The organism is Ruegeria sp. B32 (assembly GCF_025141855.1).
GTDB classification, from domain to species: Bacteria; Pseudomonadota; Alphaproteobacteria; order Rhodobacterales; family Rhodobacteraceae; genus Ruegeria; species Ruegeria arenilitoris.
Window position 1 is genome coordinate 1,253,682 of the sequence record NZ_CP081106.1, and the last position, 20,283, is coordinate 1,273,964.

At 61.8% G+C, this 20,283-nt stretch carries 17 protein-coding genes; 13 read left to right on the forward strand and 4 right to left on the reverse strand.

Features of this window, described 5'->3' with window-relative positions; genetic code table 11:
• Positions 1–116 precede the first annotated feature (116 nt).
• The 7 genes from K3752_RS06425 to rpoD all read left to right on the forward strand — a co-directional run bounded on the left by K3752_RS06425 (position 117) and on the right by rpoD (position 9,621).
• Complete coding sequence (locus K3752_RS06425; protein ID WP_260065665.1) at positions 117–1,370, forward strand: sarcosine oxidase subunit beta family protein; 1,254 nt, start codon at positions 117–119, stop codon at positions 1,368–1,370.
• A gap of 53 nt (positions 1,371–1,423) precedes the next feature.
• Entirely contained in the window at positions 1,424–1,687 is a 264-nt protein-coding gene (locus tag K3752_RS06430) for a sarcosine oxidase subunit delta (RefSeq protein ID WP_260065666.1), read from the forward strand.
• Positions 1,684–4,617, forward strand: a complete 2,934-nt coding sequence (locus K3752_RS06435; RefSeq protein WP_260065668.1) for a sarcosine oxidase subunit alpha family protein — start codon at positions 1,684–1,686, stop codon at positions 4,615–4,617. Before K3752_RS06430 ends, K3752_RS06435 begins: the two co-directional genes overlap by 4 nt.
• Positions 4,610–5,155 carry a sarcosine oxidase subunit gamma gene (locus tag K3752_RS06440; RefSeq protein ID WP_260065669.1) on the forward strand — a complete coding sequence of 182 codons (546 nt, stop codon included), beginning with the start codon at positions 4,610–4,612 and terminating at the stop codon, positions 5,153–5,155. Before K3752_RS06435 ends, K3752_RS06440 begins: the two co-directional genes overlap by 8 nt.
• A 33-nt stretch (positions 5,156–5,188) precedes the next feature.
• Positions 5,189–5,485, forward strand: a complete 297-nt coding sequence (locus K3752_RS06445) for a hypothetical protein (RefSeq protein WP_170357503.1) — start codon at positions 5,189–5,191, stop codon at positions 5,483–5,485.
• An 80-nt stretch (positions 5,486–5,565) separates the two neighbouring features.
• Positions 5,566–7,518 (forward strand): DNA primase, encoded by a 1,953-nt coding sequence (dnaG, locus tag K3752_RS06450; protein WP_260065673.1) that lies wholly within the window; start codon positions 5,566–5,568, stop codon positions 7,516–7,518.
• Between the two features lie 114 nt (positions 7,519–7,632).
• Positions 7,633–9,621: an RNA polymerase sigma factor RpoD gene (gene rpoD, locus K3752_RS06455; protein ID WP_170357505.1), complete on the forward strand. Its 1,989-nt coding sequence runs from the start codon at positions 7,633–7,635 to the stop codon at positions 9,619–9,621.
• A 187-nt stretch (positions 9,622–9,808) separates the two neighbouring features.
• Here the strand turns inward: rpoD and K3752_RS06460 are convergent, their stop codons facing one another.
• Positions 9,809–10,828 carry an AraC family transcriptional regulator gene (locus tag K3752_RS06460; RefSeq protein WP_260065675.1) on the reverse strand — a complete coding sequence of 340 codons (1,020 nt, stop codon included), beginning with the start codon at positions 10,826–10,828 and terminating at the stop codon, positions 9,809–9,811.
• A gap of 412 nt (positions 10,829–11,240) precedes the next feature.
• On the opposite strand from K3752_RS06460, the gene K3752_RS06465 reads away from it, so the two are divergent.
• From K3752_RS06465 to ribD, 4 genes are all read left to right on the forward strand, one after another.
• Positions 11,241–11,642, forward strand: coding sequence for a hypothetical protein (locus tag K3752_RS06465; protein ID WP_170363710.1), 402 nt, complete (start codon positions 11,241–11,243; stop codon positions 11,640–11,642).
• 22 nt (positions 11,643–11,664) lie between these two features.
• Positions 11,665–12,078 carry a secondary thiamine-phosphate synthase enzyme YjbQ gene (locus K3752_RS06470; RefSeq protein ID WP_260065679.1) on the forward strand — a complete coding sequence of 138 codons (414 nt, stop codon included), beginning with the start codon at positions 11,665–11,667 and terminating at the stop codon, positions 12,076–12,078.
• Between the two features lie 120 nt (positions 12,079–12,198).
• Entirely contained in the window at positions 12,199–12,669 is a 471-nt protein-coding gene (gene nrdR / locus K3752_RS06475; protein WP_039534475.1) for a transcriptional regulator NrdR, read from the forward strand.
• A gap of 20 nt (positions 12,670–12,689) precedes the next feature.
• On the forward strand, positions 12,690–13,766 hold the full coding sequence (gene ribD, locus K3752_RS06480; protein ID WP_260066265.1) for a bifunctional diaminohydroxyphosphoribosylaminopyrimidine deaminase/5-amino-6-(5-phosphoribosylamino)uracil reductase RibD: 1,077 nt from the start codon (positions 12,690–12,692) through the stop codon (positions 13,764–13,766).
• 9 nt (positions 13,767–13,775) lie between these two features.
• Here ribD and K3752_RS06485 read toward each other — a convergent pair whose 3' ends face one another.
• The 3 genes from K3752_RS06485 to K3752_RS06495 all read right to left on the reverse strand — a co-directional run bounded on the left by K3752_RS06485 (position 13,776) and on the right by K3752_RS06495 (position 18,304).
• Positions 13,776–15,776, reverse strand: a complete 2,001-nt coding sequence (locus K3752_RS06485) for a capsular polysaccharide biosynthesis protein (protein ID WP_260065683.1) — start codon at positions 15,774–15,776, stop codon at positions 13,776–13,778.
• A 3-nt stretch (positions 15,777–15,779) separates the two neighbouring features.
• Positions 15,780–16,913: a polysaccharide biosynthesis/export family protein gene (locus K3752_RS06490; RefSeq protein ID WP_260065685.1), complete on the reverse strand. Its 1,134-nt coding sequence runs from the start codon at positions 16,911–16,913 to the stop codon at positions 15,780–15,782.
• Positions 16,914–16,978: 65 nt separating this feature from the next.
• A complete protein-coding gene (locus tag K3752_RS06495; protein WP_260065687.1) occupies positions 16,979–18,304 on the reverse strand; it encodes a capsule biosynthesis protein in 1,326 nt (441 codons plus the stop codon).
• A gap of 152 nt (positions 18,305–18,456) precedes the next feature.
• On the opposite strand from K3752_RS06495, the gene K3752_RS06500 reads away from it, so the two are divergent.
• Both K3752_RS06500 and ribB read left to right on the forward strand, forming a co-directional pair.
• Complete coding sequence (locus tag K3752_RS06500) at positions 18,457–19,044, forward strand: riboflavin synthase (RefSeq protein ID WP_260065689.1); 588 nt, start codon at positions 18,457–18,459, stop codon at positions 19,042–19,044.
• Between the two features lie 116 nt (positions 19,045–19,160).
• Positions 19,161–20,282: a 3,4-dihydroxy-2-butanone-4-phosphate synthase gene (ribB, locus tag K3752_RS06505; RefSeq protein ID WP_005983875.1), complete on the forward strand. Its 1,122-nt coding sequence runs from the start codon at positions 19,161–19,163 to the stop codon at positions 20,280–20,282.
• The last annotated feature ends 1 nt before the right edge of the window (position 20,283 follow it).

The following is a 20,283-nucleotide window of genomic DNA, read 5'->3' on the forward strand; positions in this document are numbered from 1 at the left end:
CCGGTTTGGTCGCGCGTTGACAAGTTCTTGTCGAAAACGGATGCGGAGCCCCGAGCCCGGATTGCTACTCCTGTTGGAAGTTGGTTTGATGCCAGCAAACCCGCAGGGAGATCTGAATGCGCTTTTCCGGCTTTCGCGTCCTGAAGGAAGGACTGACGGGCAACAAGGGTTGGACGGCGCATTGGCGTGATCCCGAGCCCAAAGCCGAGTACGACATCGTCATCATCGGCGGTGGGGGGCATGGTCTCAGCACCGCGTACTATCTGGCGAAAGAACACGGCCTGACAAATGTCGCCGTGCTGGAAAAGGGTTATATCGGCGGCGGCAATGTGGGGCGCAACACGACGATCGTGCGCGCCAACTATTTTCTGCAAGGAAATTCCGAGTTCTATTCACATTCCCTCAAGCTGTGGGAGGGGTTGGAAGAGGACCTGAACTACAACGTGATGCATTCGCAGCGGGGCATCATCAACCTGTTCCATTCGGACGGGCAGCGGGACGCGGCCGCGCGCCGGGGCAACATGATGATCAGCCAGGGCGACGATGCCATCCTGCTGGACCGCGATGCACTGCGCGAGATGCTGCCCTATCTGAACTATGACGATCTGCGCTTTCCCATCTATGGCGGTCTGTACCATCCGCGTGGCGGCACGGCCCGGCATGATGCCGTGGCCTGGGGCTATGCCCGCGGGGCGGACCAGCGCGGGGTGGATCTGATCCAGAATTGCGAGGTCACCGGCATCGACATCGAAAACGGCGCCGTGCACGGGGTGCAGACGACGCGCGGGGCGATCCGGGCCAGGAAGGTAGGGATCGTGGTTGCGGGTCGTTCGGGGCTAGTTGCCGGCATGGGCGGGATGCGCTTGCCGATCGAAAGCCACGTGCTGCAGGCCTTCGTGACCGAAGGGCTGAAGCCTTGCATCGACCACGTCGTGACCTTCGGCATGGGGCATTTCTACATCAGCCAATCCGACAAGGGCGGGCTGGTGTTCGGCGGCGACCTGGATTTCTATGCCTCCTACGCCGCGCGGGGCAATCTGCCGACGGTCGAAAGCGTGATGGAGGCCGGCGTGGCCCTGATGCCGATGATCGGCAAGGCCCGGGTGCTGCGGTCCTGGGGCGGGATCATGGACATGTCGCCGGACGGGTCGCCGATCATCGACCGCACCCATATCGACGGGCTGTATCTGAACTGCGGCTGGAACTACGGCGGGTTCAAGGCGGTTCCGGGCTCGGGCAACGTGTTCGCCCACCTGATGGCCACCGACCGGTACCACGAGAACGCGACGGGGTTCCGGCTGGATCGTTTCCGCACCGGACGCGGGATCATCGATGAAGAGGGCAAGGGCTCTCAGCACAATCTGCATTAGGGGCGGGCCGGGATGTTTCTTTCGAGTATTTGTGAAAGCCAGGAGGCGCGGCGATGAGGATCACTTGTCCGTATTGCGGCGAGCGTGACCGCCGCGAGTTCTACTATCGCGGGGCCGCCGTCGATCTGGACCGTCCCGCCCCGGATGCCGGGCCTGACGCTTGGGACGATTTAGTCTATCTGCGCGACAATCCCGCGGGCGAGACGCGGGATCTGTGGTATCACGAGGGCGGCTGCGGCGCATGGATCGTAGTGACCCGAAACACGCTGACCCACGAAATTTCGGCAATCGAACCTGCGTCCGGGGGCAAGCGATGAGGGTCGCGGGCAGGGGGCTGATCGACCGCGGCACTCCGGTCGAGTTTTCCTTTGACGGAATCCGGTATTCGGGCTTTCAGGGCGATACACTGGCCTCGGCGCTGCTGGCCAATGGCGTGCGCCTGATGGGGCGGTCGTTCAAATATCATCGCCCGCGCGGCGTCCTGACCGCCGGCAGCGAAGAGCCGAACGCGCTGGTCACCATCGGCCGGGGCGCCGCGCAGGACCCGAATGTGCGGGCCACGATGCAAGAGATCTATCCGGGCCTCGAGGCGCGCAGCCAGAACCGCTGGCCCAGCCTGAATTTCGACGTGATGGCGGTGAACGATCTGGCCGCGCCCTTCCTGGGGGCGGGCTTCTACTACAAGACCTTCATGTGGCCCCGCAGCTTTTGGGAGAAGCTGTACGAACCGATGATCCGCCGCGCCGCGGGGTTGGGCGCGCTGTCCGGGCAGGCCAACGCCGACAGGTATGAAAGCGCCTATGCCTTCTGCGACCTGCTGGTGATCGGGGCTGGCCCGGCGGGTTTGATGGCTGCCTTGACGGCCGGCCGGGCCGGGGCGGATGTCATTCTGGCCGATGAAAGCAACCAGATGGGCGGGCGGCTGCTGGCCGAGACGCTCGAGGTGGATGGCAAGCCGGGTCACGTCTGGGCAGACGAGGTTCTGGCCGAGTTGCGTGCGATGGACAATGTGCGGTTGATGACCCGCACGACCGTGGCGGGTGCCTACGACCAGGGCACCTTTGCCGCGCTCGAACGGGTCTTGCACAATACGGGCGACCGTCCCGCCGGTGCGCCGCTGGAAACATATTGGAGGATCGCCGCCCGCCGCTCGGTTCTGGCGGCCGGGGCGCTGGAACGCCCGGTGGCGTTTCGAAACAATGACCGGCCCGGCATCATGTCCGCCGGGGCCGTGCGGGCCTATCTGAACCGCTGGGGCGTCGCCGCTGGCCAGAGTGTCACGATCTTCGGCAACACCGATGACATCCACCAGACGGCCCGCGACCTGTTGGCCGCCGGGGTCCACGTTGCCGCCGTGATCGACAGCCGCCATGACGGGCCGGTGTCGACCGACTATCCGGTGCTGCGCGGGGCGCAGGTCTGTGGCAGTTCGGGGCGCAAGGGGCTGGAGTCGATAACCGTGCGCCGCGCCAGCGGAGAAGAGCGCATTCAGACCGATTGTCTGGCGATGACCGGCGGATGGAACCCCTCGGTCCACCTGACCTGCCACATGAACGGGCGCCCGACCTGGCGGCGTGACATTGCCGCCTTCGTGCCCACGCCGGGCGCCGTGCCCGGGATGCGCCCGGCCGGGGCCTGCAACGGCGCGTTCTCGACCGCGGCTTGTCTGAGCGAGGGCATTTCGGCTGCGACCGAGGCGCTGGGTGATCTGGGCCTTAAGGCGCCCAAACTCGAGCCGCCGCAGGCCGAGGATCAGCTCTATGAAATCGCGCAGCTGTGGGCGGTGCCGGGCAAGGGGCGCGCGTGGCTGGATTTCCAGAACGACGTGACCGTCAAGGATGTCAAACAGGCCGCGACCGAGAACTTCCGCTCGGTCGAGCACATGAAGCGTTATACCACGCAAGGCATGGCCACCGATCAGGGCAAGAACTCGAATGTCGCGGCGCTGGCCATTCTTGCGGATGCCACCGGGCGGGCGATCCCCGAGACCGGAACCACCACCTTCCGCCCGCCTTACGCGCCGATTGCCATCGCCGCGCTGGGCGCGGGGGCCGAGGGGGCGGGGTTCAAGCCACAGCGCTTCACCACCTCGCACAAGGCGTCGGTGGCGCGCGGAGCGCCGATGGTCGAGGCCGGGCTGTGGTACCGGCCCAGCTATTTCCCGCAGCCGGGCGAGACCACATGGCGCCAATCCTGCGACCGTGAAGTGCAGATGGTGCGCACGGCGGTCGGCGTGTGCGATGTGTCGACCCTGGGCAAGATCGACATTCAGGGGCGCGACGCCGCGCAGTTTCTGGATTTCGTTTATTCCAACACGTTTTCGACGCTGAAGGTCGGGCGCGTGCGTTATGGGCTGATGCTGCGCGAGGACGGGTTCGTCATGGATGACGGCACCACCGCGCGATTGGGTGACAGTCATTTCCTGATGACCACCACGACCGCCGCCGCTGGTGACGTGATGAAGCATCTTGAATTCGTGCGTCAGGGTCTGCGGCCCGATTGGGACGTGTCGCTGGTTTCTGTGACGGAGCAATGGGCGCAATTCGCCGTGGCCGGCCCCAAATCGCGCGAGGTGCTGAACGGCCTGCTGGACACCCCGCTGGATGATGCTGCGTGGCCGTTCATGGCCTGCGGGCCGGTTTCGGTTCTGGGGGTGCCGGGGCGTCTGTTCCGGATCTCGTTCTCGGGCGAACACGCCTACGAGATTGCGTTGCCTGCGCGGTATGGCGCCAGCCTGTTCGACATCCTGACCCGACAGGCCGAGGCGCTGGGTGGCGGTCTCTATGGGATGGAGGCGCTGAACGTCCTGCGGATCGAGAAGGGGTTCATCACCCATGCAGAAATCCACGGGCGGACGACGGCCTTTGACATCGGGATGGGCCGGATGGTGTCGCAGAAAAAGGACTGTATCGGCAAGACCATGTCCGAACGCCCGGGGCTTGAGGAGCCGGGGCGCGAGCGGTTGGTCGGCCTCAAACCCATCGGGGAAAGCCGCCAGTTGCTGGCCGGCGCCCATCTGTACAACGAAGAGGACGCGCCGGTGCGCACCAACGATCAGGGCTATGTGACCTCGGTCTGCTACTCGCCGACGCTGGGCAGCATGCTGGGGCTGGCGTTTCTGGCCGATGGCCCCGACCGTCATGGCGAGATCGTCAAAATGGTCGATCATCTGCGCGGCGTGACCACGCTGTGCGAGGTGACGGACTCGGTGTTCTTTGACCCAGAAGGAGAGCGTGTGCGTGGATAAGCTGATTGCCCAGACCCCGTGTGACGGGCTGCTGCCGCTGACCATCGGAACGGTCTCGGTCACCGAGGTCGACCCGGGCGCGATACATGCGGTTTCGGCCTTTCAAGGGCAGACCAAATCACTGTCCGAGGCGATGAAGGCGGCGCATGGCATGGCCCTGCCGGCTCCAAACCGCGCCACCGGGAAGTCGGGCGCGCGGGCCATCTGGTTCGGCCCGGGTCAGGTCATGCTGATCGGCCCCGCACCAGATCCTTCGCTGTCTGCCTATGCCGCGGTCGTCGACCAGTCTGATGCCTGGGCCGTGGTGCGGCTTGAGGGCGACGGGGCCGAGGATGTCCTGGCCCGTCTGGTGCCCGTTGATCTGCGCCCGCAGAACTTCAAGCGCGGACATACGGCGCGCACGCTCCTGTTCCACATGACGACGTCGATCACTCGGGTTGGCGAGAAAGCCTTTCAGATCATGGTGTTCCGGTCGATGGCCACATCGTTGGTGCATGATCTGCAGAGGGCAATGGAAGGTGTGGCAGCACGCGGTTAGACTGTTGCAAAGAACTGATTCCAAGGGGACCTTATGCTGCGCATCGCACTTGCCGCCACTCTGCTTGCCACACCGCTGGCTGCCGCTGAAACCAAGGAACAAAGCTGCCGCTATCAAGCAGACGTTGTGGCGGCGGTTCAAAAAGCCCGTCTTGATCGCGTGAAAGAACGGGACGTTCCTGAAGCGGTGGCCGAGGCCGGCCCGACCTGGCCCGAGAATTACAACGCCGCAATCCCGTTGATCACCCCATGGGTCTACGAGCAGAAGATGCGCGACATCCGCAAAAAAGATCTAGGTGCCGCATGGATGGAGCTGTGCCTGCAGCAGTAATCCACAGGGCCGCGAATTGGCTGTGGACAAAGGCCTGCCGTGCCCTTGGCGGGCGGCCTGGTTTCTGCCATGTATGAAGCATGTCATTGCCCCCTGGATTTCTGGATGAGCTGCGCACCCGTCTGAGCCTGTCTCAGGTCGTCGGGCGCAAGGTCATGTGGGACAACCGCAAGTCCAATCCGGGCAAGGGCGACATGTGGGCGCCATGCCCGTTCCATCACGAAAAGACGGCCTCGTTCCATGTGGATGACCAAAAGGGGTTCTATTACTGCTTCGGGTGCCATGCCAAGGGTGACGCGATCAGCTTCGTGAAGGAAACCGAGAACGTCTCGTTCATGGAAGCTGTCGAAATTCTGGCGCGCGAGGCCGGATTGACGATGCCCGCGCGCGACCCCAAGGCGCAGGAAAAGCAGGACCATCGGGCGCAGCTGGCCGATGTCATGGAGCAGGCGGTGCAGTTCTTTCGCCTGCAACTCAAGACTGGGGCAGGGGCCGAGGCGCGCGCCTATCTGGACCGCCGTGGTCTGGACGCTCAGGCGCTGGACCGATGGGAAATCGGGTTTGCGCCCGACGGCTGGCAGGCGTTGTGGGACCATCTGCGCGGCAAGAACGTGGCCGAGGACCTGATCCTGGGCGCCGGTCTGGCCAAGCCGTCGAACAAGGGCAAAAAGCCCTATGACACCTTCCGCAACCGCATCATGTTCCCGATCCGCGATCCGCGCGGCCGGTGCATCGCGTTCGGCGGGCGGGCGATGGACCCCAATGACAACGCCAAGTATCTGAACTCGCCCGAGACCGCGCTGTTCGACAAGGGACGAAGCCTGTACAACCACGGACCGGCCCGTCAGGCGGCGGGAAAGGGGCAACCGCTGATCGTGGCCGAGGGCTATATGGATGTGATCGCCCTGTCCGAGGCAGGCTTCGGCGCCGCCGTCGCGCCGCTGGGCACCGCGATCACAGAACACCAGCTGCATATGCTGTGGCGCATTGCCGACGAGCCGATCATCGCGCTGGATGGCGACACCGCGGGCCTGCGCGCGGCGATGCGGGCCATCGACCTGGCGTTGCCGTTGTTGGTGGCCGGCAAGTCTCTGCGGTTCGCCCTGATGCCCGAAGGCAAGGACCCCGACGATCTGCTGCGCGCCGAAGGCCCGGAGGCGGTTCAGGCGGTGCTGGACGCGGCCATTCCGATGGTGCGGCTTTTGTGGCGGCGCGAGACCGAGGGCAAGGTGTTCGACAGCCCCGAGCGCAAGGCGGCCCTCGACAAGGCGCTGCGCGAAAAGATCCAACTGATCCGCGATCCTTCGATCCGGTCGCATTACGGGCAGGAAATCAAGGATCTCCGCTGGCAACTCTTCCGCCCGCAGCGGCAAGGGGCAGGGGCTCGAAACTGGCAGCCGAAAGGCAAATGGCAACCGCCAAAACCGTCGGCAACGCCCGATGCGCGGGCCTCGTTCCTTGCGTCCTCGGAGAATGCGGATATCCAGCTGCGAGAAGCGGCAATCCTTGCGATTGCAATCCTGAACCCCGAGGTGGTCGTGCAATTCGAGCACCAACTGGAAGAGATGGAATGCCTGAACCCCGATCACGCGGCCCTGCGCGATGCGATCCTGCGGCACGCGATCGACGATCCCGACAACCTCAGAGAGCACATTGTTCAGTCTTTGGGGCCGGCCCCTCTTGAAAACCTGCTGGCCCTTCGCCATGTCGCTGTAATCCCCTGTGTGCACAAACCGGGCGACGTCGAAAAGGCACAGATGACTCTGGCCGAGGAACTCGCAAAAATCAAAGCGCTCCGGGGGCTGGATGCCGAGATTGCCGAAGCCGAAGAGGAGTTGTCCGATCTGGCGGACGAAGCGTTGACGTTCCGGTTGGCCCAGGCCGCCGAAGAACGCAACCGCGCAAGCCGCAGCCAGAACGAGGACAGGGCCATTTTCGACATTGCTGACAACGGGGCGCGAATCAATCGTGACGAGAAAGACGCGTTTCAGGCGATCATGTCCGGCATCAAGTTCGAGCGGAAACGCCGCTGAAGTGGTGTTTTCATAAAGCACTGGAAAAGAAAAACGGGTAAACGGGTGGCCGAATCACTTCTACGCGCTAATGATTCGGTTCCATCGAATCACCCATCCCTGCAGGAGCACTGAATGGCCGCCAAGGATACCAACGAGGAACGGAAGTCCGACGACCAGGAACAGGAAATCTCGCTGGACATGAGCCAGGCCCAGGTCAAGAAAATGATCGCCGAGGCTCGCGAGAAAGGCTACATCACTTACGATCAGCTCAATCAGGTCCTGCCGCCGGATCAGGTCAGTTCGGAACAGATCGAGGACGTGATGTCGATGCTGTCCGAGATGGGCATCAACATCATCGAAGACGAAGAGGCCGAAGAGGAAGAGCAGAAGGGCTCGACCGATCTGGTCACCACCGACAGCAACCGTGAGGTTGCGCTGGCCGGTGCGCAAACCGAAAAGCTGGACCGGACCGATGACCCGGTGCGCATGTATCTGCGCGAGATGGGGTCGGTAGAACTGCTGAGCCGCGAGGGCGAAATCGCCATCGCGAAACGGATCGAAGCCGGTCGCAACACCATGATCCTCGGGCTTTGCGAAAGCCCGCTGACCTTCCAGGCGATCTCGATCTGGCATGACGAACTGTTGTCCGAGGACATCCTGCTGCGCGATGTCATCGATCTGGAAGCGACGTTCGGCAATCAGATGGACGAGGATGGCGACGTAGAAGAGCCGGTGGTGGATACTTCGGCTGTCACGGCCGCCAAGCCCGCCAAGGACACGGGTCCCGAACTGGATGCTGACGGCAACCCGATTGCCAACGACGATGACGATGATGAAGACGATCAGGCGAACATGTCTTTGGCCGCGATGGAAGCGGCACTGAAAGATCAGGTTCTGACTCAGCTTGAGCGGATCTCGACGGATTTCGCAAAGCTCTCGGAGATGCAGGACAGCCGGATATCGGCAACTCTGAACGAGGATGGGTCGTTCAGCGACAAGGATGAGCAGACCTATCAAAAGCTGCGCGCCGAGATCGTTGAACTGGTGAATGGCCTGCATCTGCACAACAACCGGATCGAAGCCCTGATCGATCAGTTGTACGGCATCAACAAAAGGGTGATGTCGCTGGACAGCGCCATGGTGAAGCTGGCCGACCAGGCCCGCATCAACCGCCGTGAGTTCATTGACGAGTATCGCGGTCGTGAACTTGATCCCAACTGGCTGTCCGACATGGCTCAAAAGCCGGGCCGGGGCTGGCAAATGTTCATCGAACGCTCGTCGGACAAGGTCGAGGAACTTCGCAACGACATGGCGCAGATCGGTCAATATGTCGGTCTGGACATCAGCGAATTCCGCCGCATCGTGCAGCAGGTCCAGAAGGGCGAGAAAGAGGCGCGTCAGGCCAAGAAGGAAATGGTCGAAGCCAACCTGCGCCTGGTGATCTCGATCGCCAAGAAATACACCAACCGCGGCCTGCAATTCCTTGATCTCATTCAGGAAGGCAACATCGGCCTGATGAAGGCGGTGGACAAGTTCGAATACCGCCGTGGCTACAAGTTCTCGACCTATGCGACCTGGTGGATCCGTCAGGCGATCACGCGCTCGATCGCGGATCAGGCGCGCACCATCCGTATTCCGGTGCACATGATCGAGACGATCAACAAGCTGGTGCGGACCGGCCGCCAGATGCTGCATGAAATCGGACGTGAGCCGACGCCGGAAGAACTGGCCGAAAAGCTGCAGATGCCGCTGGAAAAGGTCCGCAAGGTGATGAAGATCGCCAAAGAGCCGATCAGCCTTGAGACCCCCATCGGGGACGAGGAAGACAGCCAACTGGGCGATTTCATCGAGGACAAGAATGCCGTGCTGCCGCTGGACAGCGCCATTCAGGAAAACCTCAAGGAAACCACCACGCGGGTACTGGCCTCGCTCACCCCGCGCGAGGAGCGGGTTCTGCGGATGCGCTTCGGCATCGGCATGAACACCGACCACACGCTGGAAGAGGTTGGTCAGCAGTTCAGCGTGACGCGCGAACGTATCCGGCAGATCGAAGCCAAGGCCCTGCGCAAGCTGAAACATCCCAGCCGAAGCCGAAAGCTGCGGTCCTTCCTGGATCAGTGATCAAAAAGGCGCCTCGACCGAGGCGCCTTTTTTCATTTGCACGGCGGTTTGGTTCACGACGGCCAAACGTGAATTCAATTTGGCGGGAATTCGCAAGTGGTCAGAGCCTTCGCGGACCATATCGCTTGTGTCCACTCATGGGACAGGTCGGGGCGAGGCGGCAACGCTGATGACCCCCGGCCGCTTGTCAGGCAAGCTTTCTGCGCCGGGACTGATCCTTGAACGCGCTGGGAGATTGCCCGGTCCAGCGTTTGAAAGCAGTCGAAAATGCCGCCTGGTCTGCGTAGCCAAGGCTGTACGAGATCTCAGATAGGCCCATGTCGTTCTTCAGAAACGTTCTGGCGAGGTCGCAGCGCAGGTCGTCGACAATTTCGCGAAAGCTGGTGCCTTCCTCGGTCAGGCGTCGACCGAATGTTCGTGGGCTCATGCCCAGATCCTTGGCAACCTGTTCGGCGCGGGCGATGGCCCCGGGAAGCGATTGGGTGATCCGCCCTTCGACCCGCGACCGTAGAGTCTGTTTTTCATCACTGTTTTCATGCAGCAGACGGTCACCATATTCCATAAGGTGCTGTCGCAAGCTGGGATCGTAGGTCGGGACGGGCACGTCGAGCGTTGATTGCGGCAAAATGATTTCGAGCTTTTCCGCGCCAAACACCACCGGGAACCTGCCGAGTTTGGAATAGTCTTCCTCTCGCGCGCCGACCCTGTGCTGAAACCTTAGTTCGATCGGCTGGATCGGGATCCCCGTCAGAGCACGCAGGCGGGCAATGCAGGCAAACATGAGGAACTCGGTTCGCCGGTGGTACCGCGAAAAGCTTGGGTCCTTCCACCTGGCCTCGATGGTTGCCGAATTTCCGGACTCATGCAGCCTCACGGCGATGGCCGGATCAATCAGCCGGTGGAAGTGGTTGGCGTTCTCCAGTACCTGCCGGAGATCCCGGGAATACTTGCTGATATAAGCGGTCAGGCTAGAAGTTGCGCTGAACTGCAAGCCCGTTCGCGCGCCGAACAGGATGTCGTTGAGTTCATCGCAAGCGTGGCGGGCAAACAAGGCCTCGCTATGGGCACTGTACAACTTTGCAGGCGGCGCGAGGTCTTGCGCACTCAGCCCGCTCTTGGCGAGGACTCGAACGACCGTATCAGTATTCCCTGCCTGATCCTGCAACGCGGACGCCAGCAGCTGAATTCTGGCGATATCGACTTGCATGCCACGCTCCGGAACCCACTGAATTGGCCGGATTATGTAGCGAATTTTGTCATTTGCATAGTTTTTGTGAGGTGACCGTTTCCACACAGGGTCAGACACGGCGCACTTACGTGCACCGGAAATGGCTTCAGATCACAAAGACGTGGCCGGGCAAAGAAAGACTCGATGGTACGGTCGTCATAGATCAGCCGCGTGCCGGGTCAGTCCCGTGGGGATCGGGCAGAGCCGAAGGATTTGGTCACACCAACCGATCTGTGGCTCCCCGGCACACATTGAATGCATGTCCCAGTTCCCCGGACGCAAGGCACCACTCGCGTGCGCACTTTTCCTGAAATCATCGTGAACGACGCTGTTCTGGGCTTGGTGAAAAACTAGGCTATGATGCGCGTCGAAATCAGGGAAGATATTTGCAATGAAACATATTCTGACATGCGCCGCGTTGGCGGCAATGGTTGCAGCCGCTCCGGTCGAGACTGACGCCGCCCCGAACGGGTACCGGACCGAGCCGATGAACAGCACCGATTTTGAGGTCATCCCCCGCGCCCGGCAGGACGTTGATGGGTATTGGTGCGCGGCGGCGGATTTTGCTCGGCGCAAACTGGGGGCCGGCTGGCAGCAGCGGATTTACGTTTTGCGCGGCTATGGGCCCAGTGTGACAACCGGGCGTCGGACCGCCGTGCAGTTTTCGATCAAACCGCCGACAGGCGGCGTGCCACAGCAACCCAGCGTAGTGGTTTCTGGATTTCAACCGGGCTACAGCATGTCGGTCCAAGGTGCGAATGCCCGGTGCAACGTGCGCCCATTCTTCAACTGACGCAAACAGGGCCACCCGGTTGATGCAGGCCGAATTCACCATCGAAACCCGAGGGCAGGGGCTGTACGAGTTCACCTCCGACATCCGTGACTGGCTTTCCGCAAGTGGGGCCGACGGATTGCTGACGCTGTTCGTCCGCCACACATCCTGTTCACTGTTGGTACAGGAAAACGCGGATCCCGAAGTTCAGACGGACCTGCAGGCATTTTTCTCGCGGCTGGTTCCGCCCTCAGATCATCCGTCGATGTCTTATCTGAAACATACGTATGAAGGGCCCGATGACATGCCGGCCCATATCAAGGCGGCAATGATGCCGGTCTCGCTTTCGATCCCGGTCCGACGTGGGCAACCTGCCTTGGGAACATGGCAGGGTATCTACCTGTTCGAGCACAGGACCGCGTCCCATGTTCGCCGAGTTGCGGCACATTTTGGGTGACCCTGCATATAGCGGTTTAAATTTCCGACTACCCAAACTCTAGCGGCTGTCCTATAGTTGTGGATAAGTCAGCCACAGCGCTGACAAAAAGAGGCGGAACAAGGGACGAGGAGACGGCGGATGCGCTGCCCGTTTTGCGGAAATATCGATACTCAGGTCAAGGACTCACGTCCGGCAGAAGATCACGTAGCCATCCGCAGGCGTCGGTTCTGCCCCGCATGCGGGGGCCGTTTCACCACCTATGAGCGGGTCCAGTTGCGCGACCTCGTGGTCATCAAGACAAATGGCAAACGCGAGGATTTCGACCGGGACAAACTGGAACGGTCAATCCGTATTTCGATGCAGAAGCGCCCGATTGATCCGGACCGCATCGACCAGATGATATCCGGCATCGTGCGGCGCCTGGAAAGCATGGGTGAGACCGACATTCCGTCCAACAAGATCGGCGAGATCGTCATGGAAGCTCTGGCGCGGATCGACACCGTCGCCTATGTTCGCTTTGCGAGCGTATACAAGAATTTCCAGGCGGCCGATGATTTCGAGGAGTTCGTCCACGAACTGCGCCCGCCGCAGCCATCGACTGACGAGTGACCGAAACAGACAAGCGATACATGGCGCTGGCCCTGTCCTTGGGGCGGCGCGGACAAGGATCTTGCTGGCCCAACCCCGCGGTCGGATGCGTTCTGGTGAAAAACGGCCGGATCGTCGGGCGCGGGTGGACGCAGCCCGGCGGTCGCCCTCATGCGGAAACCGAAGCTTTGGCCCAGGCCAGCGAACAGGCGCGTGGCGCGACCGCTTATGTCTCGCTGGAGCCTTGTTCGCATCACGGCAAGACGCCACCTTGTGCTCAGGCTTTGATCGACGCCGCAGTGGCCCGCGTGGTTTCGGCGATCGAGGACAGCGATCCGCGCGTCGCGGGGCAGGGTTTTGCCATGTTGCGCGATGCCGGGATTGAGGTCACGACCGGGGTTCTGAGCGATCAGGCGGCAATGGATCACGCGGGCTTTTTCATGAAGACCGAGCAAGGCCGACCGTTCGTGACGCTGAAACTTGCCAGCAGCTTTGATGGACGGATCGCAACCGAGACCGGGCAGAGCAAGTGGATCACCGGCCCCGAGGCCCGTCGGGCGGTGCATGCCATGCGTGCGCGGCACGATGCGGTGATGGTCGGCGCGGGCACCGCGCGGGCCGACGATCCTTCGCTGACGGTTCGTGATCTGGGTATCGACCGGCAACCCGTGCGTGTCGTGGTTTCACGTCACCTCGAATTGCCTTTGCTCAGCCAGTTGGCCCGAACCGCGTCTGATATTCCCGTTTGGCTTTGCCATGGCCCGTCGCCCGACCCCGAGCGTGCCGCGGCGTGGCAGGGACTGGGCGCTCGGCTGATATCCTGCGCGTTGCAGGATCACCGGATCGATGCTGCAGACATGCTCCACCAATTGGGGCAGGCCGGTCTGACCCGGGTGTTCTGCGAGGGGGGCTCAGCATTGGCCGCGTCCCTGCTGGCAAATGATCTGGTCGACGAGTTGGTCGGTTTCAGCGCGGGCTTGGCCATCGGGGCCGAAGGCTTGCCCGCCATTGGCGCCATGGGGCTTGAGGAACTGGGCGACGCGCCCCGTTTTTCGCTGGTTGAAACCCGGGACTTGGGTGGCGATGTTCTGCATGTCTGGCGCAGGCCAGTGCGTTAGCGTCGCACCCTAGCGCCACAGGTTCGCATGTGTCGCGAAAGCCCCCTGAAGCTTGGCCAGCAGCCGGATTGCCGGCCCAGCAGGTGAAATCGGGCCATGCGCCAAACGGTCTGCGACAACCTCCGCCGGGCAGGCATCGCGAGTGACTGGATCGAAATACCGTGGATAGTCGATGAGCGTGGCGTAGGCCAGGCCCAGCACCGTCGGTCGCGCGCCTCGTCGGGCCGGGACCGATCCAAGGTCCGTCGTCAGACCCCAGCCGGCGTAGAACGGGGCCCCAAGCGTAGTGACCTTTATCCCGCGCAGCAAAGCTTCGAACCCAAGCAGTGAGGTCATAGTCCAGACCTCATGAACCTCTGGCAGAACCAGTGCCGGGTCGACCTCGTGGAGGACCACATCTGCAAGACCCTCGGCGTCTGTTTGACCGTCCCGAAGCCCGGCCTCAACATCCGGATGCGGTTTGTAGATCAGAACTGCGTCGGGATTGGCCGCGCGAACGGTGTTCAGCAACTCGAGATTTGTGCTGACCGTGCTGGTGCCCAACCTGATCGAGGCGTCGTCCTCTACCTGGCCAGGTACAAGAATTCGGTGCCCGTCCGGCAGGGGCGGGCAACTGCCGCCCGTATTGTATTTGCTTAGCCCCGCCGCGGTGAGTTGCGTCACCAGGCGGCGTATCCGTATCTCCTGATCGGGTCGCAACTCTTCGCGAGCGGTGATTAGTTCTTCCAGACGGCTGGGTCGGGTGGGGTCGTAGTAAATTCCAAGGTCGTCGGTCACCAGTGAAAGCGGGGGCACAAGGTTGGCCCCCAACCCGCGCGAGCGCAAAAAACCGTCTTCGACGCGGACCACATCTTCGGCTTCCAGACTACGATTGGCCCAGACCATATGAGGCCTGTCGGATGCCGAGGGCCGTTCCGGTACGAAACGAACTTTTTTCCACTTCCCGAAGGTTTGCTGAATATGCCTGCGTTTCCACAAGCGCATTCCAGATGCTGTCCAACCGTGCCTGTCCTGTCTCCAGGCGCGGCTCTGAGCCTCAAGCGTATCCAGCACCGTTTCAAGCTCACACAGCTGGTCGCGATAGGGATCGTACCACGTCGGGTACAGTATCATGGCGGCAGCGAATAGTTGAGCGCGGGTCAGATTGCGCTGTCGGCGCGGCAGAGGCATCTCGTCCTGCGTCAGACCCCACCCGGCATAGAAGGGTTGCCCAAAAACCCTAGGTTTGTGACCGGCCAGAATGGCCTCAAACCCCAGTTGCGATGACAGGGTATAGACCCCAATCGCGCCTTCCAGCAACGACCAGGGGCTGATCTGATCCGCCAGCAGGGAGACACGGTCAGTTTCGTCATCCTCCGAGAAAAAACCGCGCCGATGGCCCTGCAGTGTTTCCGGGTGGGTCTTGATGATCACACGCGCGCCAGGGTTTTCCTCTTGGGCCATGATCAGCATTTCCAGAAACCGCGCAGGGTCGCCCCGACTTGCCGCAACCGCCGCGTCGCCCTGTATCTGATCGATAACCAATACATAGCCCGGATCCGGGGGTGCGATATCCGGGTCGCAGGCCGAATACTTGCTCAGATGCGATTCCTTCAGCCGTGCGATCGCGCCACGCGCCCGATCCAGCAGGGCGGTGTCATCCAGCGGGTGCGTGGCCAGCAGAGTTTCGAGGTCCGACGGCTGTGACGGATCGAAATGCATCGCACGTCGTTCGAGAAGCAGGCCGAGTGGCGGCTCGTGATCGCGCCCCGGCAGCAGGGATCGCAGGAATGCATCCTCGACCCGCAACAGCGGGATATTCCGGTCTTTCGCAACTCGGGTTCCGCGGTGCGCAGTCGGGCTTTCGCCCCAGATGCCCACCATGTCGCCCGAACGCGGAAGCCCAACGCGAATGTCGAATCCCGTCAGCGACAGGATGCGGCGGATCCTACGTTGGGTCAGAAACCCACAATTGTAGACATACAGGCGCGTTCGATCCTCGGCGTCCGCGGTGTCGGCGCCGGGTTTCATGCCTCAGTTTCCGGTCAGCGTGGCGACGTTTGCAACGGGTGTCAGACCGCCGGCAATCAGCGAAATCGACTTGGTCCACTGTGCATACGGGGCTTCGGTCACGTAAATCGTGTCGTCGTCGCGGATCACGAAATCACGTGCCACAAACAGACCGTTGGGCGCCGTGAGGTTCAGCAGGTAGATCACGCGTTGTTCGCCCTGAAGGTTCGGCTGGCCCAGCACTTTGCGTGCGATATCTTCACGCTCGTCCCTCAGAACGAAGATCCCTGTGGGATCTGAGGACAGCGATTGCAAGCCGCCGACCTGCGCCAGTGCTTCCAGCGCGGACAGATCCTGACTGTCGAAGGCGACGCGGGATTGCCCACCCGTAGCCCCCAGCGCGATATACGACCGGGTGTCCTGTTCGACCAGGATGCGATCACCACCGCGCAGTGCGATGTCGGTTTCAGGATTGCGGAACAGATCGTCATACCACACGGTGCCACGCTGATTGCCGCGGATCACCGTGACCAGCGCAATATCCGGGGCGACCGCCACGCCACCGGCCCTGGCAAGCATCGTCGAAAGCGTTCGGGTCGGGCGCTCGATCGGATAGATGCCAGAGGCGCCGATCGTACCGGTTACCGAGACCGTCGCACCGTCACCCGCCACGCGGCGGATCTGAACCTGCGGATCAGGCGTCTGCTCGCGCAGCTTTTCCGCAATCAGCGAGCGTAGCTGCTCGGGCGTGTTGCCTGAGGCGCGCAAGCGGCCGGCATAGGGCACGAAAATATAGCCTTCGCTGTCGACCTGAACCTCATCCAGATTGGTCGATGGGCCGGTTTCACCAGCCAGCAGACCGTCGTCGACGTTTTCCCAAATGGTCAAGCCAAGCACGTCGCCGGGACGAATGGTGTCGGATGTTACGCTTTGTGCTGACCTGAAGGCGGGCGGAAAGCCAAACTGTGGAACCGCAGAGGTGACGTGGGCCACCCGGTCATCAACTTCGACCACGTGGGCGTTGCCGCCATTGACTGTCGAGCCCGCCAGAATTTCGGTTTTGTTCGGCCCGGCCTTGGGCAGTTGGCACGCTGTCAGTAGGCCAATGGCTGCAACGAGGGACAACCCTCGTATCCATCGAGTAGGGAAACGCTGCACTGCCGAAATACCTCGAGTTTCGTATGTAGTCTTTTGGTTTGCGGTCAAACTAGCGGTTTCATACTTCAAGTTCCAGCCAGCGAAGCACCGTGCCATTCAACGATTTTCAACTGTGGCGTGATGGTCGCGATTCCGGTCAGCGCGGCCTGATAAGGGTCGCGAGCCTGCAACATCATGTCAGCGACCCGCCGCAGCAATTGGCGCCGTCCGCCGCGCGAGTAATAGCCGCCCGGCACCTGGCTGGTTTCCAACAGAAATTGGCGGTATGCCCGATAGGCCTCCGTGTCCGGTTTTTGCGGGTGCCTGAAGAATTCGTCAATCGGTTGGTGCGAGACCAGTTCAGGCTTGTCGTAGACCGACTTTCCAAAGACACGCAGAGGGATGCCGCGCCACAAAGCCTGCTGTCCGGCGGTGGAATTGATGGTCAGGGCCGAGCTCGCGTGATCCAGAAGGCGCGCCAGCTTTCCCCCGGGCACGTAATGCACGCGATCCGAGATGCCTAGTTCGCGCGCAAGTGCTTGGACGCGTCTTCTCAGCGGCTCGCGCTGGTTCTCAAGGGGATGTTCCTTGATGACCAGGCGGTGGTGGGACGGTGCGCCCTTGGCGAACCCCTCCATCACCGGGGTGATGAAATCGGCCATGCATGAAAAGTCTGAATGCGCCTGGACCGAACTGTCGTGCCCCAGTTGCAGCAGCACCAGATGATACGGGAACCCGCCACGCCTTACACGCCAAGTGGCGAGAACGCGCTGCAGTCGATGGATTGGCATGAGCGCCAAACGTTTGAAATACAGTTTGAATTCCTTTGAGACAGGCACTTCTCGGTGCGGGCGGAAGTTTCGGTACCCGCGGTTCATACACAGAACGAACCAATGGTACAGAGCGCCGTAGAAAATGTGTTGCCGCATATCTCCCCAATGTGACGGGGGTGGGGGCGTTGTGGCGCCCGAGCTTTGCAACGCCTGCTGCATCTGGGCGATTTCCAGATCCATCAGGCGAGAATGTCCGTTGGACCCATTGCGCTCATAGGTGACCCACCAAGGTCGAAGGTACCCTTCCTCGAACACATGAACTCGGATGCCGTGGTTTTGCGCCGTCCGGATCGCTTCGGCGTGCACCGGGCGAACATCGCCATAAAGCACGATGTCGGTAACACCGCGCGCAAGGATGATGTCCCTCAGGCTTTCCGGCCAGTCGTCGAGCCTGCCGCGATAGGGGATATAGCTGGCGCGATCGAACCAAAACGCCTGGTCCCCGGCATTGAACCCGACACGCCACACCTGCGCGCCAGCCGCGCGCAACATGCGACCCAAGCCGCTGAAGAACGGCCCATGCGGCCCCTGCAAAAACAGGAATACGCGACTGTCGGAGTTGTCCTTCGGTTGCCTCATGCCAGATGCTCGAATTCTGGTTGCCCGTGTTTTATTGAACAAACTATGCCTTTTTGCGGCCAGCCGGGCAAGGCAGGGCTTGCTCCGCCCGCCACTTGGCCTTACCTCGGCGTGGATTGCATGGCACAGCTTAGGCGCAGAGGGTTAACGGAATGTTCACTGGGATCGTCACCGATATCGGCACAATCATCGAGTTGGAGCAGCAGGGCGATCTGCGGGCGCGCATCCGGACAGGCTATGATACATCCGGCATAGATATTGGTGCGTCGATCGCCAGCGACGGGGTTTGCCTGACCGTCATCGCGCTGGGTGATGACTGGTACGATGTTCAGATCAGCGCCGAGACCGTTTCCAAAACCAATCTGGACGGCTGGAAGGTGGGCTCAAGGGTCAACCTTGAACGGGCCTTGAAGGTGGGTGACGAATTGGGTGGCCATATCGTTTCGGGGCACGTCGATGGCGTCGCCGAGATCGTCGCGATGGCCGAAGAAGGTGACAGCACCCGCGTGACCCTGCGCGCGCCCAAGGATTTGGCGCGCTTCATCGCGCCAAAGGGCTCGGTTGCTCTGAACGGCACTTCGCTTACGGTCAACGATGTCGACGGGTGCGATTTCGGGATCAACTTCATTCCTCATACCAAAGAGGTGACGACCTGGGGCGCGGTGAAGTTCGGAGATCGGGTCAATCTGGAAATCGACACGCTGGCCCGGTATGTGGCTCGATTGGCCGAAGTTTCGTGATCGCCAGCAAAGAAATTGCGTCGCGTTAGGTACGGCCCACTTCGTTTGCGGACTGGCCTTTGCGCGCGCGCTGGTCTATCCCGCGATGTAACACCTGCTCTGTGAAAGGCTGCCCCATGAGCTTTGAAACACCCGGACCGGTCGAGGCCCAGCTGCGCGACGCGATCAGCCCGATCGAAGAGATCATCGAAGAGGCGCGCCAGGGCCGGATGTACATTCTGGTCGATCACGAGGACCGCGAAAACGAAGGCGACCTGGTGATCCCGGCGGAATTCGCCGATGCCGAAGCGATCAATTTCATGGCCACCCATGGCCGCGGGCTGATCTGCCTGCCGATGACGGCTGAGCGGATCGACCGGCTGGGCCTGCCGATGATGGCCGTGAACAACTCGTCGCGGCACGAGACGGCCTTTACCGTTTCGATCGAGGCGCGCGAAGGCGTCAGCACCGGGATCTCGGCTGCCGATCGGGCGCTGACCATCGCCACCGCGATCAACGAGCAGAACACCATGGCGCATCTGGCCACGCCCGGCCATGTCTTTCCGCTGCGCGCCAAGCGGGGCGGGGTGCTTGTGCGTGCCGGCCACACCGAGGCCGCCGTGGACATTTCGCGCCTGGCCGGGCTGAACCCCTCGGGCGTGATCTGCGAGATCATGAAGCCCGACGGCACCATGGCACGACTGCCCGATCTGGTCGAATTCGCCAAGGAGCATGGGCTGAAGATCGGCACAATCAGCGACCTGATCTCGTACCGCGCGCGTCACGACAATCTTGTGGTCGAGACCGCGCGCCGGATGGTCACGTCGGAATATGGCGGCGAGTGGGAGATGCGGATCTTCACCGATCAGACCCACGGGATCGAACATGTGGTGATGATCAAGGGCGACATCAGCACGCCCGAGCCCGTCCTGACCCGCACCCATGCGTTGCACGAGGCCTCGGACATTCTGGGCCTTGGTCCGAAGTCGCCGCAGGAACTGCCGCGCGCGATGGAAAAGATCGCCGCCGAGGGGCGTGGCGTGGTCTGCCTGTTCCGCAACCCGCGCAACTCGTTGTACGCGGCCGAGGACGAAGGCCCGCGCACCATCAAGCAAACCGGTCTGGGCGCGCAGATCCTGTCCAAGATGGGCATCAAGGAACTGGTGCTGCTGACCGACTCGCCGCAGACGAAATACCTGGGTCTGGACGCCTTTGGCCTGTCCATCGTCGGGACCCGCTCGATTCTCAAGGATGACTGAG

Coding starts and splice junctions, on each gene's coding strand:
- rpoD (WP_170357505.1), top strand. CDS start 7,633: ATGGCCGCCAAGGATACCAACGAGGAACGGAAGTCCGACGACCAGGAA.
- K3752_RS06465 (WP_170363710.1), top strand. CDS start 11,241: ATGAAACATATTCTGACATGCGCCGCGTTGGCGGCAATGGTTGCAGCC.
- K3752_RS06470 (WP_260065679.1), top strand. CDS start 11,665: ATGCAGGCCGAATTCACCATCGAAACCCGAGGGCAGGGGCTGTACGAG.
- K3752_RS06425 (WP_260065665.1), top strand. CDS start 117: ATGCGCTTTTCCGGCTTTCGCGTCCTGAAGGAAGGACTGACGGGCAAC.
- dnaG (WP_260065673.1), top strand. CDS start 5,566: ATGTCATTGCCCCCTGGATTTCTGGATGAGCTGCGCACCCGTCTGAGC.
- ribB (WP_005983875.1), top strand. CDS start 19,161: ATGAGCTTTGAAACACCCGGACCGGTCGAGGCCCAGCTGCGCGACGCG.
- nrdR (WP_039534475.1), top strand. CDS start 12,199: ATGCGCTGCCCGTTTTGCGGAAATATCGATACTCAGGTCAAGGACTCA.
- K3752_RS06460 (WP_260065675.1), bottom strand. CDS start 10,828: ATGCAAGTCGATATCGCCAGAATTCAGCTGCTGGCGTCCGCGTTGCAG.
- K3752_RS06495 (WP_260065687.1), bottom strand. CDS start 18,304: ATGAGGCAACCGAAGGACAACTCCGACAGTCGCGTATTCCTGTTTTTG.
- K3752_RS06430 (WP_260065666.1), top strand. CDS start 1,424: ATGAGGATCACTTGTCCGTATTGCGGCGAGCGTGACCGCCGCGAGTTC.
- K3752_RS06485 (WP_260065683.1), bottom strand. CDS start 15,776: ATGAAACCCGGCGCCGACACCGCGGACGCCGAGGATCGAACGCGCCTG.
- ribD (WP_260066265.1), top strand. CDS start 12,690: ATGGCGCTGGCCCTGTCCTTGGGGCGGCGCGGACAAGGATCTTGCTGG.
- K3752_RS06500 (WP_260065689.1), top strand. CDS start 18,457: ATGTTCACTGGGATCGTCACCGATATCGGCACAATCATCGAGTTGGAG.
- K3752_RS06445 (WP_170357503.1), top strand. CDS start 5,189: ATGCTGCGCATCGCACTTGCCGCCACTCTGCTTGCCACACCGCTGGCT.
- K3752_RS06435 (WP_260065668.1), top strand. CDS start 1,684: ATGAGGGTCGCGGGCAGGGGGCTGATCGACCGCGGCACTCCGGTCGAG.